Annotated in this window: 18 protein-coding genes; 8 read left to right on the plus strand and 10 right to left on the minus strand. The window is 54.4% G+C overall.

Annotated elements, in window-relative coordinates; all coding sequences use genetic code 11:
• Positions 1-2 precede the first annotated feature (2 nt).
• The 5 genes from KOE80_RS07330 to pcaC form a co-directional block, all read right to left on the minus strand.
• The gene (locus KOE80_RS07330; RefSeq protein WP_226348771.1) at positions 3-1,130 is read right to left on the minus strand and encodes a zinc-dependent alcohol dehydrogenase family protein; all 1,128 of its coding nucleotides are present in this window, start codon (positions 1,128-1,130) and stop codon (positions 3-5) included.
• Positions 1,130-2,605: an aldehyde dehydrogenase family protein gene (locus tag KOE80_RS07335; protein WP_226348772.1), complete on the minus strand. Its 1,476-nt coding sequence runs from the start codon at positions 2,603-2,605 to the stop codon at positions 1,130-1,132. Before KOE80_RS07335 ends, KOE80_RS07330 begins: the two co-directional genes overlap by 1 nt.
• Before the next feature lie 36 nt (positions 2,606-2,641).
• A complete protein-coding gene (locus KOE80_RS07340; protein WP_226348773.1) occupies positions 2,642-3,610 on the minus strand; it encodes a tripartite tricarboxylate transporter substrate-binding protein in 969 nt (322 codons plus the stop codon).
• A gap of 121 nt (positions 3,611-3,731) precedes the next feature.
• On the minus strand, positions 3,732-4,595 hold the full coding sequence (locus KOE80_RS07345; RefSeq protein ID WP_226348774.1) for an NAD(P)-dependent oxidoreductase: 864 nt from the start codon (positions 4,593-4,595) through the stop codon (positions 3,732-3,734).
• Between the two features lie 10 nt (positions 4,596-4,605).
• Entirely contained in the window at positions 4,606-5,007 is a 402-nt protein-coding gene (pcaC, locus tag KOE80_RS07350) for a 4-carboxymuconolactone decarboxylase (protein ID WP_226348775.1), read from the minus strand.
• 142 nt (positions 5,008-5,149) lie between these two features.
• Between pcaC and KOE80_RS07355 the strand changes: the two genes are divergently transcribed.
• Positions 5,150-5,821 (plus strand): GntR family transcriptional regulator, encoded by a 672-nt coding sequence (locus KOE80_RS07355; RefSeq protein WP_226348776.1) that lies wholly within the window; start codon positions 5,150-5,152, stop codon positions 5,819-5,821.
• Positions 5,822-5,878: 57 nt separating this feature from the next.
• Here the strand turns inward: KOE80_RS07355 and KOE80_RS07360 are convergent, their stop codons facing one another.
• From KOE80_RS07360 to xerC, 3 genes are all read right to left on the minus strand, one after another.
• Positions 5,879-6,052 carry a hypothetical protein gene (locus tag KOE80_RS07360; RefSeq protein ID WP_226348777.1) on the minus strand — a complete coding sequence of 58 codons (174 nt, stop codon included), beginning with the start codon at positions 6,050-6,052 and terminating at the stop codon, positions 5,879-5,881.
• Between the two features lie 517 nt (positions 6,053-6,569).
• Positions 6,570-7,031 carry a GNAT family N-acetyltransferase gene (locus KOE80_RS07365; RefSeq protein ID WP_226348778.1) on the minus strand — a complete coding sequence of 154 codons (462 nt, stop codon included), beginning with the start codon at positions 7,029-7,031 and terminating at the stop codon, positions 6,570-6,572.
• 79 nt (positions 7,032-7,110) lie between these two features.
• The gene (xerC, locus tag KOE80_RS07370) at positions 7,111-8,235 is read right to left on the minus strand and encodes a tyrosine recombinase XerC (protein WP_226348779.1); all 1,125 of its coding nucleotides are present in this window, start codon (positions 8,233-8,235) and stop codon (positions 7,111-7,113) included.
• 181 nt (positions 8,236-8,416) lie between these two features.
• Here xerC and KOE80_RS07375 point away from each other — a divergent pair, with 181 nt between their 5' ends.
• Positions 8,417-8,782, plus strand: coding sequence for an SH3 domain-containing protein (locus KOE80_RS07375; protein ID WP_226348780.1), 366 nt, complete (start codon positions 8,417-8,419; stop codon positions 8,780-8,782).
• 158 nt (positions 8,783-8,940) lie between these two features.
• Here KOE80_RS07375 and KOE80_RS07380 read toward each other — a convergent pair whose 3' ends face one another.
• Positions 8,941-9,525 carry a hypothetical protein gene (locus KOE80_RS07380; RefSeq protein ID WP_226348781.1) on the minus strand — a complete coding sequence of 195 codons (585 nt, stop codon included), beginning with the start codon at positions 9,523-9,525 and terminating at the stop codon, positions 8,941-8,943.
• A 215-nt stretch (positions 9,526-9,740) separates the two neighbouring features.
• Here KOE80_RS07380 and KOE80_RS07385 point away from each other — a divergent pair, with 215 nt between their 5' ends.
• The 3 genes from KOE80_RS07385 to KOE80_RS07395 are packed head-to-tail and all read left to right on the plus strand — an operon-like array spanning position 9,741 to position 11,496.
• Positions 9,741-10,310, plus strand: coding sequence for a cytochrome b (locus KOE80_RS07385; protein ID WP_226348782.1), 570 nt, complete (start codon positions 9,741-9,743; stop codon positions 10,308-10,310).
• Positions 10,307-10,870 carry a YceI family protein gene (locus KOE80_RS07390; RefSeq protein ID WP_226348783.1) on the plus strand — a complete coding sequence of 188 codons (564 nt, stop codon included), beginning with the start codon at positions 10,307-10,309 and terminating at the stop codon, positions 10,868-10,870. Before KOE80_RS07385 ends, KOE80_RS07390 begins: the two co-directional genes overlap by 4 nt.
• 53 nt (positions 10,871-10,923) lie before the next feature.
• Positions 10,924-11,496, plus strand: coding sequence for a YceI family protein (locus tag KOE80_RS07395; RefSeq protein ID WP_226348784.1), 573 nt, complete (start codon positions 10,924-10,926; stop codon positions 11,494-11,496).
• A 31-nt stretch (positions 11,497-11,527) separates the two neighbouring features.
• On the opposite strand, the gene arsC is transcribed toward KOE80_RS07395, so the two are convergent.
• On the minus strand, positions 11,528-11,872 hold the full coding sequence (gene arsC / locus KOE80_RS07400; RefSeq protein ID WP_226348785.1) for an arsenate reductase (glutaredoxin): 345 nt from the start codon (positions 11,870-11,872) through the stop codon (positions 11,528-11,530).
• 122 nt (positions 11,873-11,994) lie between these two features.
• On the opposite strand from arsC, the gene KOE80_RS07405 reads away from it, so the two are divergent.
• The 3 genes from KOE80_RS07405 (at position 11,995) to KOE80_RS07420 (ending at position 14,504) form a co-directional block, all read left to right on the plus strand.
• Positions 11,995-12,693, plus strand: coding sequence for a glutathione binding-like protein (locus KOE80_RS07405; RefSeq protein ID WP_226348786.1), 699 nt, complete (start codon positions 11,995-11,997; stop codon positions 12,691-12,693).
• A gap of 12 nt (positions 12,694-12,705) precedes the next feature.
• Positions 12,706-13,497, plus strand: a complete 792-nt coding sequence (locus KOE80_RS07410) for an RsiV family protein (RefSeq protein WP_042480716.1) — start codon at positions 12,706-12,708, stop codon at positions 13,495-13,497.
• Between the two features lie 167 nt (positions 13,498-13,664).
• Positions 13,665-14,504 (plus strand): DUF2789 family protein, encoded by an 840-nt coding sequence (locus KOE80_RS07420; RefSeq protein ID WP_319002386.1) that lies wholly within the window; start codon positions 13,665-13,667, stop codon positions 14,502-14,504.
• Positions 14,505-14,813: the final 309 nt, after the last annotated feature.

Raw genomic sequence — 14,813 nt, forward strand, 5'->3', positions numbered from 1 at the left:
CATTAATTCATTAGAACGATTTGCCTGATCGCCGTGCCCTGCTGCAGACGGTCCATGCCTTCGTTAATATCATCCAAGCTCAACCGGTGGGTCACCAACCGGTCAATAGGCAGGCGCCCGCGGCGATAGAGCTCGATGAACCGTGGCAAATCCCGCACTGGGACGCTGCTTCCCATATAGCTGCCACGAATCGTCCTTTCTTCCGCCACGATGGAAACCGCGGGGATCTGCCACGTGGCGGCAGGCGGCGGTAATCCGGCAGTTACCAGTTGCCCCCCTCTACGGGTGATCGCATAGCCAAGCTCAAGCGCCGCTACCGCACCGGCCACTTCAATGACAGTATCGACACCACCGCCTGTACTATCACGTACTGCATCGACGACATTGCTGTCCTTGGCATTAAAAATATGGGTCGCTCCAAGGGACTGGGCAAGACTGAGTTTTGCCTCATTCGTGTCCAATGCCACGACCATACTTGCCCCTGCCGCCAGCGCTCCGAGCAGGGCGGCCATGCCAACCCCCCCCATTCCGATGACCGCGACCTTACTGCCTGGCTGCACCTGGGCGGAGTTAACGACTGCGCCAACGCCAGTCAGCACAGCGCAGCCAAAGAGCGCTGCTTCCTCCAACGCGAGATCCTTGTCGATCTTCACAAGGGAAAACTGAGAGACCGTAGCGTATTCAGCGAACCCGGAAATCCCAGAATGATGATTGATGGGTTCCCCAAACAACGACAGCCGACGATGTCCCCCCAACAATGCGCCAACGGCACCTGCTTGGGCTCCGGGCTCGCATAGCACTGGCCGCCCTCCTGAGCAGGGAACGCAGTGACCGCAGCCGGGCACAAACACCGAAACGACATGATCGCCAACCTGTAACCCTGTCACGAAAGGACCTACCTCTACCACTACACCCGCCGACTCATGACCAATAACCATAGGCAAGGGCCGCGGACGAACCCCTTCAATGACCGACAAGTCAGAATGACAGATACCCGCTGCCGAAATTTTTATCATCACCTCGCCGGGCCCCGGCGGTGCCAGATCGACTTCCTCAATAGACAGAGGGCGCGACTGCGCGAATGGTGCAGGCAAACCTGACTCTCGCAAAATGGCGGCACGTACTTTCATTATGTTGACCTCTTGTTGTTCGTAAACTCCGTCTCGGACGGACAAAATCCAACCATGGACTTCACTTCCAGGTATTCGATCATGCCAAACTCACCCCACTCCCGACCATTACCTGACTGCTTGTAGCCACCGAACGGAGCACCAAAATCCGCGGGTGGGTAATTGATGTGTACACTGCCCGCCTTGAGTTGCCGCGCTACGTGGCGAGCACGCTCCTGGTTTTCCGACTGCACGTATGCGGCCAGACCATAGCGAGTGTCGTTGGCAATCTGAATGGCCTGCTCTTCACTGTCATAGGGGATGATTGATAAAACAGGCCCAAAAATTTCCTCCTGTGCGATCCGCATCTCAGGGCTGACATTGGCAAATACCGTGGGTTTGACAAAATAACCCTGCTCCAAGCCCGCCGGTCGTCCAAGCCCCCCAGTGACCAACTGTGCCCCCTCATCAATTCCGGACTGGATGAGCTTTTGCACACGCTCGAACTGGCTCCGATTAACAAGAGGGCCAAGTTGCGTCTCAGGATCCTGCGTAGGACCGACGACATACGCCTCGGCCACCGCTCTGGCCTGCTCAATTACTTGCCCTATACGGGTGCGGGGAACGAGCATGCGAGTGGGAATCGAGCATGATTGCCCCGAATTGGTAAAGCAGCCTGCCACACCTTTGGCCACCGCACTGTCAAAGTCCGCATCCTCCAACAAAAGATTCGCAGATTTACCGCCTAACTCTTGCGCGACTCGCTTCACGGTTTCTGCCGCCGTCTTGGCGACCTGAATTCCAGCCAGGGTAGAGCCCGTAAAGGAGACCATGTCTATATCAGGGTGCGCCGCAATCGCATGACCTACCTCATCACCATAGCCATTGACCAGATTGAAAACACCCGGGGGCACGCCCGCCTCCTCCAATACTTCAGCAAACAACAGCGCACTTAAGGCGGAGAATTCGCTGGGTTTGAGAACCATCGTGCAGCCAGCCGCTAATGCTGGTCCGATCTTGACCACGATCTGATTAATGGGCCAGTTCCAAGGGGTGATCAATCCACATACCCCAATAGGCTCGTAGCGCAAGCGGGTCGTCCCCCGCTCTACTTCGAACTTGAAACGCTCAAGCACACGGATAAGCTCCTTAAGATGAGCAGGTCCGCGAACCACCTGGCCATGGCGTGAAAAAGTGATCGGTGAACCCATCTCGACACGCATTGCCTCGGCAAATTCCTCCTCCCGCCGGGTGTATATATGCAAGATACGCGTGAGCAATTCGATGCGTTCTTTGGCTGTCGTTCGCGAGTACGCGGGGAACGCTGTTCGAGCGGCCGCCACAGCGCGATCAACATCGTCGGCCGTCCCCATAGCCAGGTCAGCCACAGGTGCTTCAGTTGCCGGGTCCAGCAGCGCCAATTTCTTCGCGCTGCTAGCATCGACCCATTGACCGTTGATATAAAAAGAGTTGACTCGATGAAGATAGTTCGACATTGCGTTTAAGCTCGGTATATAGCAGGTCGGCGAAGCTCAATCAGCCTTCGCCCCAACCATTCTGAGAATAGGAGACCACTTCAGGATTTCCGTGGCCGTGAAAGTCTGTGCAACTGTTGGAGTCTGGTGCTCTTTGTCAGGCAGTTGGACACCAAACTCTTCGTACCGCTGGACCACCTCCGGTTGGCTCAGTGCGACTTGCACCGACCGACTCAAACGGGCGACGATCTTTTGCGATGTCTCTTTGGGGACATACATGGCATGCCATACAACAGGGCGGAAATCACCCAGGCCTTCTTCGGAAAATGTCGGCACATTTGGCATGGCGGACAAACGGCCCTCGCCAGAGATTGCATAAGGGAGCACTCCCCCCGATTGAATAGGCGATGCGGTAGCGACGGGCTGATCGCAAATCACATCGACGGTGCCGGCAAGAAGATCGATCAGAGCGGGTCCTGTGCCTCGGTATCCCACTAGGGTGGATATCGTGCTTGTAGCCTGAGAGAAAAGTAATGCACACAAATGGGAGGTACTACCCACTCCGGCATGTGCAAAATTGACCGTACCAGGAGTGCGTCGCATGTGAGCCACCAGCTCATTGACCGTAGCGGGCACGAAGTTTTTGCTCCGTACCAGTATCATTGGCACATTTGCAAACAGCGCGACAGCCTGGAAATCCTGCTCTACATCATAAGGGGGGTTACTGTAGAACTCCGGTGCGGTGACCATCGCCATGTTATGCAGCAATATCGTATATCCATCCTTTTTCGCCTTTGCAACTTTCGCTGCACCCAACGTCCCTCCAGCACCGCCCATGTTCTGCACCACAATAGGCTGCCCCAAGTCTCGCCCCAATGCATCGACCAAAATGCGGGCTAAAACATCTGTCGAGCCTCCTGGGGCGTAGGGTACGACCACGGTTATGGGTCGATCAGGGAAAGCATGGCTGATCGCCGATCCGCCCATCAGCATCACAACCACCACTGCTTTTTTTATATTGATCACGCTTGTCTCCTCGAAAGCTCTGCGCCCCCACGCCTGCGCCTGACCAATCACCCGAAAACGATTGATTCACAGGGGGGCAGAGGTACTGAAACTTATGTCATGCCATCCTCGTACAGGTCGCTTATCGTTTGCCAACAAACTTGTAGAGTTCTGTATGATCTGCCGCCGGGCCGAGCACTTGCGAGGCTTCTAACGTCATCTGAGCAATCTTTTGCGCCAGTGTCATCTCCAGTCCTAACTCAGGCCCCAACTTCGCCGCTATGCCGACATCCTTTGCCTGCAAGCGCAAAGAGAAACCAGAATTGAACGCTTCATTCAACATGAACTGATGCGCCTTGTTTTGTGTTGTATTGTTCTTGCCAGTTGACGAGTTGATGACATCCACGAGCGTTGAAGGGTCAATACCAAACGCGGCTCCCACGTGAATAGCCTCTGCCGTTGCAATAAGAGCAGCGGCTGAAACATAGTTATTCAACGCCTTAAGCGCATGCCCCGCCCCCACCGGGCCAACATAAGTAATCGAGTTGCCCAGTAACGCCAGTATGGGCTGCCATCTTTTGACGACCTCCGGTTTTCCTGCCGCCATGATTGCCAGCGTTCCACTTATCGCGCTTTTTACCCCCCCCGACACGGGCGCGTCGATCAAACCCACCCCCTTTGTGGCGAGCTTCTGAGCCAGGGCGCGTGTCCGCCTTGGATCGGCGGAACTCATTTCGATAATGGTTGTCCCGGACGTGAGATGAGGCAGCAGGTCTCCCACAACCTGATCAACAATGTCGGAGTTGGGCAACATCGTAAAGATCGCTTCACTCTGACTAAAGCGACGACGTTCATCACCCGACACCACCCCCGCATGGCTGCCAACGAACGCTTGTACGGCGGGTTCCCGCTCATCATGTACGATCAACTCATGCTGAGCTTGATGTAAACGATGCGCCATGGGGGCTCCCATCATCCCCAGCCCGATAAATCCGATTCGGCTCATAGTGCTCTCTCTACTCAACATTCATTTCATTCAGAACGTCAGACGCCAGCCGGAATGAATCAATAGCCGCGGGAACACCACAATAAATCGCCGCCTGTAGAAAGACCTCCTTGATCTCCTCCTTTGTCACACCATTATTAATAGCCCCTCGTACGTGGAGCTTTAATTCATGAGGCCGGTTCAGTGCCGTGATCATGGCAAGGTTAAGCAACGAGCGTGTCTTGCGCTCCAATCCCGGCCTGTTCCAGACATCCCCCCAGCAATATTGCGTGACCAGCTGCTGCATCTCGATATTGAACTCGGTGGCACTTTTTAACGAAGCATCAACATACTCCACACCGAGAACCTCTCGGCGGGTCTTCAAACCCTTTTCAAATAGCTGGGCATTAAGGGGAGCGAATTGACTTGTCATCGGATCATTCCTATTTCAATTAAGTAAGAACGTATTCTATTAAGATTGTCTTACAAAATAAAAAGGTAAATTCCCTTATTGACAAAAAACCATGTTTTTTGTATTACAATAAATTGTCATATAACTTGCATAACGGTATATCATGAGACAACTTACTCGCATTTCCCGGGAAGCTTCTTCCTTGAGGCAGCGCACAACCGACGCCTTGCGCACGGCAATTTTGGATGGCGTTTTCGCGCCAGGACAAAAACTGTCCGAACGGGAATTGTGTGAACAGCTTGATGTCAGCCGTCCCTGCATTCGCGAGTCCTTGCAGCACTTGCAGGCTGAGGGCTTGGTGAACATCGTGCTTCATCGGGGGCCCGAAGTGTCCACGATGAACAAGGACGAGGTGCGCGATCTGTACGACGTTCGAACAAGTCTAGAAAGTCTGGTCATTCGAGGATTTGTGCGCCATGCGACGCCTTTACAAAAAAAGGCTATGCGCTCCTGTTTCGATCAGCTCGCCGCACAGGTCAAAGACGGTGACAGCTCGCAATTGCTCAACACGAAAAGTGAGTTTTACGAGATTCTGATTGAGGGCTGCGGCAACAGTGTTGTTGGGCAGTTACTGCGTCAATTAAATAACCGTGTAACGGTCTTGCGCCGCAGGTCCATGTCTCGACCAGGGCGACTACCGAAAATGCTCAAAGAACTGGACGCTTTGGTCTGTGCTCTCGAACTGGGCCACGAAGATCAGGCCGTGGCGCTGTGCACAGTACATCTGCAAAATGCTTGTGCCCACGCGCTCGATATGCCTACCGAGGTGCAATAATCGTTTCTGGCTATGACAGTTCTCCAATGCAGGTGCCCTACATGAAGGCGACCACCTCTATACACGACGTACGGTCAACACGTACCGTAAGTCCAGACGATGCGCCAACGATTGAGTCAGTTGTCGTGTTTGTGCGCTTTCCGCATCGCCGGCCATCAATAACAAACGCTTACCCACCAGATTGATCTGACCAGCGATAACCCGAGCAGTAAACTCCCTTTCTCTTTCCATAAAAAATGGTCTTGCCACAACAAGGACGGACTAATAGCCACAATCTGCCCAAATAGCACTGGCTGGCGATACAACAGGCCAAGTCCAAACATGCCGCCAAACAAATGCCCCACCAAGGCTGGCTTAAGGTCAGGGCATCACTATAGCGATGCTCCAGCTCGTAACCCATCTGGTATTCGGTTTGCTTATGATAGTCATAGTCAGGGTTACTGATACGCAGGCTGGTGGCCCTGCCATCATCAACGTAGGCTCCTACTCCGCCGTCGGTCTCATCCTTGATGAATCGCCCCGGGTTTTGCGCAGGCTCCATTCTTTGAGAAAATGGAGCCACTATGAGCAAGCAAAACAAGGTTTATCAATAATGCTCCTGCCGCATCCAGTGTTCGACAGAGGGCTTCCAAAAGCACAGAGCACAGAGCACAGAGCACAGAGCACAGAGCACAGCATTCAGCCTATGCGGCTTTTTATAGTTGTTGTTTGCACCGCGTCAGGGCCGATTGCTCAAGAGAAAACCGCCTTACAGAGTAAGCTTGAAACCCTTGTGACTGGCCGTGAAACCCAGCTGCTCATAAAACCGATGAGCATCCGTTCTAGCCCTATCCGAGGTCAGCTGCACAATGCGGCATTGACGCTGACGGCATTGCTCGACCGCCCACTGAATCATCAAACGGCCCAATCCGGAGCCACGCGCCGAGCTGGCGATACGTACAGACTCAATTTCCCCACGCCAGGCACCTTGATGCGACAGGCCGGGCATATAGCTGATCTGCAAGGTTCCGACCACAGCGCCATTCAGCTCTACAACGGCCAGATACTGGTTTGGATCCGCTTCTATCGCCGCAAAAGCGTCCAAATAGGACTGCGCCAGAGGCAGCCTGGTATTTTCACGCTTTTGACCCAGAATATCGTCCGCCAACATGGCCACGATCGCTTCCAGATCCGCTGCTACAGCACGACGAAAAACAGGGGTAGACGTCAATTCAAACTCCTCATCAAGAAATGGACGAAATGGACCTGAAATTATGCATCCTGGAGCTGAGCAATCTGTGACTAGCCCTTCATCCCGACTGCGTATTCTCTGTAATTACCGGCTTATCAGGCGTTTTCTGTGCGTCCAGCCAGGCCAGCCAGGAAGCTTGCAGGCGCCAGGCACTGGCAGCACCGGGAGCGTAGCCCATGATTTCCTCGATATCTGGCAGAGAAAAACCACGCTCGATCAAACCTGCACCAAAAGTATTACGCAAACGCTGTGGCGTCATTAACAGATCCATCTGCTTGATCCCCCATTTGCTGACGATACGAGCCAGCGTGGCAGGATTCATCTGTGCCTGGGGACGCGCAGCGCTGATCTGACGGCTACCAGGAAAGACCCGGCTATCTTTTACCCAAGCGGAAGCATCTTCGGCTCCGCTAAAGATCAACCAGCTACGCAAAATGCCTTCGCACCAGACAGGCACAACAACGTCGCGTTTTGCCGCGCCAGCAAGCCTGAGCAAAAAAGTGCCATCACGCCAAAGGGCTGTCTCCTCGTGATCTGAGTCGTCTGTTTCTGAAGACTCTGCAGTGCGTTTGGCTACGCCTACCGCGCAAGGGTGCAACTGCCCCAACTCCACCGGGCGCAAGCCTGTGCCCAGCATCACAGCCACAATCGTCATATCCCGATATTCACGCCAGCGGGCAGCAATGGTCATATCACTGGCCAGCTCCAGGACTTGCAACCGGGAGCGCAGGGCTTTGATCGTGGCAAGGCATTGATCTACGGAAAGAAACTGGGTGGCCTGGTTGTCGGGCGCCTGACGCCAGCTTTCCTTGAAAGGATCATTGATGGCGGGGGCCAGTGCGGGGTTCTCCGAGCGGCCATCCTGGCGGCAGAGCTCCTCATAAGCACGGGCGATGACTTGTTGATAGCGCTCGCGCTGCGGCCGGCGCACCTCGTCCAGATTGCTCAAAAAATCCCGGATATCCACGGGTTTGATCTGGGTGTACTGCTTTTTGTGATCTTGCAGCGCCTGCAAGAAGCGTCGCCACAAGGTGCGATAAACCCGCTGCGTGCTGGGCGCCATGGGCGGGCGTTGATGCTGCAACCACGTGTCAAACAAGGCCTCCGCCGAGATATCGGCGGCCTGCGTACCCAAAATGGGCAGCTCAAACTGCCCTTCTTCTCTTGTAGACCGTTTTTTCATTTCATACCGCCTTTTCCGTTAATTGCATTTTATTGGCAGACTGGACAGTATGGCAAGACGCTTTGTAGCGGTAAGGCAAAAGTAAATAAAGAGAAAATAGGAAAATCCTGATCTGCATGATGGACACTTAAGCAAATATGTATGATGCTGCAGCCTGACAACCTTTACGAGCCACGCCACGATGAAGTACTTGGTCACCACCCCACATCGCTCTGAATATCCGAACCCTTTGGTCCTGAGAAAAGGCGACTTTCTGAAGGTCGGAGAGCTGTATCAAGGTCCGGAAAATTGGGATAACTGGATTTATTGCTCTACCAATGAACATTCCGGCGGATGGGTGCCTGAGCAAATTATTGAACGACTGCCCGAGGTGGGTACAGGGCGCGCACTGCAAGACTACAGCGCCCAGGAAATGGACGTGGATGAAGGTGATCTGGTTCAAGGGGAGAACATTCTGAATGGCTGGTGCTGGTGCCGGCGCCCCCAGGATGGCGCCCTAGGTTGGGTGCCTGTCAGCTACCTCTCCGCCCTGCTTTCAGAAGCCTGATTCCTTGCGGCACGGCTGGCAACAGCAGCAACAACGATACCAAGGCAGACATTTGCATCAATAAACGTGGCAACTTCCGCATAATTGCAGCACTTGTCACGCGCAGCTCACTTGCCCCCCAGCCCTTCAACAATGCCAAGCCTCACTATTGAATCGGGCTATCTATAAAGATTCTGATGGACCCAGCCCTTATTGGTCAGAATCATTCTCGCCTGCCCCTCTACTTCCTGGGCCGTCAACGCAGGCAGATCCTCGTAAGTATCCTGAACCCCACTATCCTTGATCCAGCCCGCCGCATCGGCCAGATGATAGACATAGTTCACCTGACTGACCGTAAACCCGCCCGCGCTGGCCGGTTCTGTAAAGTAGCTGATGCGGTCCAGAACCAGGCGGCCTGTACAAAATGCATCATGCTCGCCTTGGGACTGCTCGGAGCTGGAGCGACGCAAATAAGTGTCCGCATTGGCATCCAGCTCGTAGCGCGGCGCATCTTCTTTTCCTACCTGACGCAGTAAACCCACCTTGGCCAAGGCAGCCAGACGAGCCCGATCTTCAACGATCAAGGGCGAATCATGCTCAGCCTGATAGGGATACACACGTCCGGGCACGCCTACACACAAACCATCTCGGGAATCCAGGTAGCTTTGGATCGCACTGCTGAAATTGTCCTCATTGGCCTTTTTAGAGTCCTGGCACCCTGCCAACATACCGGCAACCATAACGACCAACGCTGTTTTCCACATAAATACTTCCCTTGCTTGCGTGCTGAAAGAACGAGTTTAGCCCGCCCCCATGGCGCACTAAAAGCCTTGTCACAAGAAGACAAGAAAATAGTGGGCTGGCACGCTAAAAGTCCCATACCCCTCAATATTGCATTACTGCATTGCAAAATCTGGCCTTTTACGATGCTTACAAACAGGTTAAAGTTTCTTGGCTTCGTAAATGAAAGGCATTATCAATGAGCATCACCCCCGTTCCCGTTGCCACTCTACGCTACACCCTCGTAGCACGCATCTTGCATTGGCTGATGGCACTGGGCCTGACCGCCTTGGTGACCGTGGGCTACACCATGAAAACCTTGCCCCTGTCCCCGCTGAAACTGCAAGTCTATTCCTGGCACAAATGGGCCGGTATTTCCCTGCTGGTACTGGTGATCCTGCGCCTGCTCTGGCGTTTGCTGAACCGCCCCCCTGCTCTGCCCGCCGGCATGTCGTCTTTCAGCCGGGCTCTGGCCCACTGTGGTCATGCCGCTTTGTACCTACTGATGATTGGCATCCCCCTGACGGGCTGGTTGATGAGTTCGGCCAAAGGTTTCCAGACGGTGTGGTTTGGCGTGATCCCCCTGCCCGATCTGGTTTCCAAAGATAAACCTTTGGGGGAGTTGCTGGTCCAAGTCCACATCTTTTTGAATTACGCCCTGATTGCCATGGTCAGCCTGCACATTCTGGCGGCCTTGAAGCATCAGTTCATCGACCGTGACGGCTTGCTACGCCGCATCACCTTTACTTTAGGCAAAGCCAAATCATGAAAAAATCTGTCTTCGTGTCCCTGTTGATCGGCTCTCTGGGCCTGAGCGCCAGCCTGGCGGCCAACGCCAAGAACTACCAGGCCCTGGACACCCAAAATAGCGAAATCGGCTTTCAATATTCCCAAATGGGCGTGAAGCTGGATGGCCAATTCCGCAAATTTGAAGGCGAGCTGAACTTCAACCCCGAAGCCCTGGATCAGTCCAAGGTGGTGTTGAAAGTGGCACTGGATAGCGTTGATACCGGCTCGGAAGAAGCCGATGACGAATTGCAGGACGTACGTTGGTTCGACATTGACGCACATCCGAAGGCCGTTTTCAGCTCCAAGAGTTTCCGTGCCGTCAGCGCCCAGCAATATGAAGTGCAAGGCACGCTGCAGATCAAAGGCCGTGAACAGCCAGTGACTGTCATGGCGACCATGGCTCCCGAAGGCGACAAAGCGACCTTTAGCGGTGCCTTTGAAATCAAGCGTGGCGATTTTTCTATCGGTGAAGGCTCCTGGTCCACTTACGACATCGTGGCCAACGAGATCACCGTCAACTTCAAGATTGATGCGAAGTAAGCACACGCATCAGCGCCCCCTCTCCCTACCTGCATAACAAGGATTACACCCTCATGATCAAGCCAGTGATTGCCCTGTCCGCCAGTTTTCTGTTTGCTTTTGCCGCTCAGGCAGCGCCGGTGACCTATCAGGTTGAACCCAGCCACACCTTTGTGCACTTCAGCTACAAGCACTTGGGCCTGAGCACGCAAAGCCAGCGCTTTGACAAGGCACAAGGCATCGTTACCCTGGATCTGGAAGCCAAGACCGGCAGCATCGACATGAAAGTTGACACCCGTTCGGTCAGCACCGGCTTTCCGCTGTTCAACGAACACATCCAGGGCAAGGACCACTTCAACACTGAGCAATTCCCCGAAGCGACTTTTGTGTCCAAGGACATTCAGTTCGACGGTGACAAGCCTGTGTCCGCCAAGGGCGATCTGACCATCAAGGGTGTTACCAAGCCCGTGACCATGACCATCGAGTCCTTCCTGACCATGCCCAAGCACCCCATGATGAACAAACCCGCTCTGGGCGCGGACGGTAAGATCGAGATCAAGCGCAGCGAGTTTGGCATGGCTGCCAACGTGCCTTACGTGGGTGATGAGGTCACCATCCGCATCGCATTGGAAGCCATTGCCCAGTAATAGCGAACCTCTCGCTATTCAGGCAGCCTGATTACAGGATTTCCTGAACCACTTCCAGGGGACGCGCCAGACGCGTCCCTTTTTCTGTCACCACGATAGGACGGTTCAACAAAATGGGGTTGGCCTCGATGGCAGCCAGCAAGTCCTCGTCGCTCAGATCCGGATTGTCCAGATTCAGCTCGCTGTAGATGGCTTCTTTGCTGCGCATGGCCTCACGTACGGTCAAACCCGTGTCCGCAATCAGCGCTTTGAGTTCACTGCGCGACAAAGGCGTTTTCAGGTATTCGATGATCTCGGGTTCCAGACCTTTTTCACGCATCATGGCCAGGGCATTACGTGAAGTACTGCAGCGCTGATTATGATAGATTTTGCTCATGACAGTCTTTGACTTCCTATAAACCGTATTCAGGCGAACAATAGTAGCCCAGCGCCGCCGGATACGTCATCTGGGTAGCTTGCTGCAGACAGGCCAGCGTCTTCACTTAGCCAGGAGAACACATGATCGACCTGTATTACTGGACCACTCCCAACGGACATAAAATCACGATGTTTCTGGAAGAGTCCGGTCTGCCTTACACCATCCACCCCATCAATATTGGCCAGGGCGATCAATTCAAACCCGAGTTCCTGCGCATCGCCCCCAATAACCGCATTCCCGCCATTGTCGATCAGGCCCCGCAAGACGGCGGCGAGCCTATCTCCCTGTTCGAGTCCGGCGCCATTCTGCAATATCTGGCAGAAAAAACTGGCCAGTTCCTATCTGCCGACTTGCGAGTCCGCACCGAAACCTTGCAGTGGCTGTACTGGCAAATGGGGGGTTTGGGCCCCATGGCGGGTCAGAATCACCACTTCAACGTCTATGCGCCCGTAAAAATCGAGTACGCCATCGATCGCTATGTGCGTGAGACAGGCCGCCTCTACGGTGTGCTGAACAAGCATCTGGAGCAGCGCGACTTTATCGCCGGGGACTACTCCATTGCCGATATGGCCAGCTACCCCTGGATTGTCTCCCATCAGCGCCAAAGCCAGAACCTGGACGATTTCCCGCATTTGAAGCGCTGGTTCCAGCGTATTGGCGAGCGCCCGGCGACCCGGAGCGCCTATGCCCTGGTCGAACAGATCAACCCTGGCTCGCCTGCGCATGACGACAAGGCCCGTCAAATCCTCTTTGGCCAAGATTCCAAAACTATCCGATAGGACTACGATTCCATGACCTTACAGCGCCCCTATCAGCTGCTGCTTATTGGCCTGACAGCCATGGCTCTGTCTGCGTGTTCCAGCACGCCCAGCAATATTTCCCTGATTCCGACGCAAACCCAGGATCAGACTGAAAAAGATGGTGTGTTCACGCAGCCGCTGGACTACAAGCACGTCAAACCGGGCTGTACCGGTGAATGCCCTCGTCTGGAGGTGAAGTCCCTGATTTTCCCTGGCAACTCCGAACTGACCCGCTTGGTTGATGAAAGCCTGGCACATATGACGGTCATCACAGATCGCCATCCTGGCTACCGTGGCCTGAAGGAATTCGAGAACTACTATTGGGCTACCGCCAATAATCGCGACGAAGTGCATTTGTCTGCCCGTACGCGTTACCGCAACCGGGATCTGACCGTTGTAGAACTGAGCTCGGGCATTTACATGACCGGTGCCGCGCATGGCATTACCGCCACCCAGTTCATCAACTGGGACAATCGCCTGAAGACCGCCCTGCCTCTGGATCGCATTATTGCTCCCGGCAAAATTCGGCCGTTTCAGGAGCTGGTTCGCCAAGCCCATAACAACTGGGTTTCCAGCCTGAGTGAAGCGCGGGAAGACCGCGCAGGCTGGGACAGAATGTGGCCCTTCCAGCCTGCCCAGAATGTGGCTCTGACCGATCAGGGTCTATTGGTGAAATACAACCCTTACGAGGTCGCCCCCTATTCGTTCGGTCAACCCGAGTTGCTGCTGCCTTATTCGGAACTGCGCGGTATTCTGCGTCCTGACTACCTGCCCGCCAATTAAGCGTTCGGCTCATATAAAGCACACAGGCAGCGCGTTTCAGGCTGCCTGTTAATAAATACAGTATTTTTTGCACGCTAGGCAAAGCCCGGAATCTTGAGCCCTGACAAGCCGGAACCGAGCCTGTCCTTAGCGTCCGATTCCCCCCTCTTTCAAGCTCCCATACCATCATGTCTGATAACTTGTTCCGCTTTCACGACCTGTTTGCTCAACTGGGTCTGCCCAACACCCCCGAGGCGATTGCCAGCTTTCTGGAAAAACACCGTCCTTTGCCCAATGACGTCCTGCTGGCCGACGCTCCCTTCTGGAACGCGTCGCAGGCTGAGTTCATTCGGGAAAAACGACTGCAGGACTCTCCAGAGTGGATCCAGATCATTGACCAGTTAAGTGAAGCCCTGCGTCAAACGACAGGCGTGCTGAACCTGTCCGGCCCTTGCCGCGTTCTGGCCCTGTCCGGCAGCCTGCGTCAACGCTCCTTCAACACCGCCCTGGCACATGCCGCTCAAGCCCTGGCCCCCCAAGGCATGGCCATTGATGTGGCTACCCTGCATGGGATTCCCTTGTATGACGGCGATATCGAGAGCAAGGACGGCATTCCAGAAGCCGTGCTGAGCTTGAAGGAAAAGATCCTGAACGCTGACGCCCTGCTGCTGGTCACCCCGGAATACAACAACGGCGTCCCCGGTGTGTTTAAAAACGGGATCGACTGGTTATCCCGCACGGACATGAAAGCCATCTTCTCGGGCCGCATTACGGGACTGATCGGTGCCTCCATGGGTGGCTTTGGCACGATTTCCTCCCAAGCAGCCTGGTTGCCTACGCTGAAAATGCTGGGTGTGTCCCTGTACAGCGGCGGCTCTTTGCTGGTGTCTCGCGCGCAGAACTCCTTTGATGCGGAAGGCAAGCTGCAAGATGAGAATATTCAGAAAATGCTGAGCAGCTACCTCCAGGGCTTCCAGACCTTTGTGCATGCTTCGCATATGGCCAAGGCGCAAGAAAAAGCTAATTAAGCAGCAACAGCTCAAAAAGCTTATAGAACTTTGCCTATAGGGCTGCTACAACCTGAGCCGATAAGTGGGGTTATGTCGTAGGAAGCCCGTATCACTACACACCCTCAGAACCGCAGCAACAAAAAAGGAGCCTTGAAGGCTCCTCAGACTGCTGATAAACCCCTGGTTTTGCGCCCTGGGGTTTATTTTTTTGTTCTCCCGCCCAGGCGATGAGGTGTCGCTCACGATTCTACGGTTTTCGGTCGATCAGGCCTCAGATCACACCATCAGGCCGTTTGCGGGCCGGGGGCAAGCTCGCAGGCGCGTGAA

Origin of the sequence: Alcaligenes sp. 13f (genome assembly GCF_020496585.1) — a bacterium.
In the GTDB taxonomy this organism is placed as follows: domain Bacteria; phylum Pseudomonadota; class Gammaproteobacteria; order Burkholderiales; family Burkholderiaceae_B; genus Alcaligenes; species Alcaligenes phenolicus.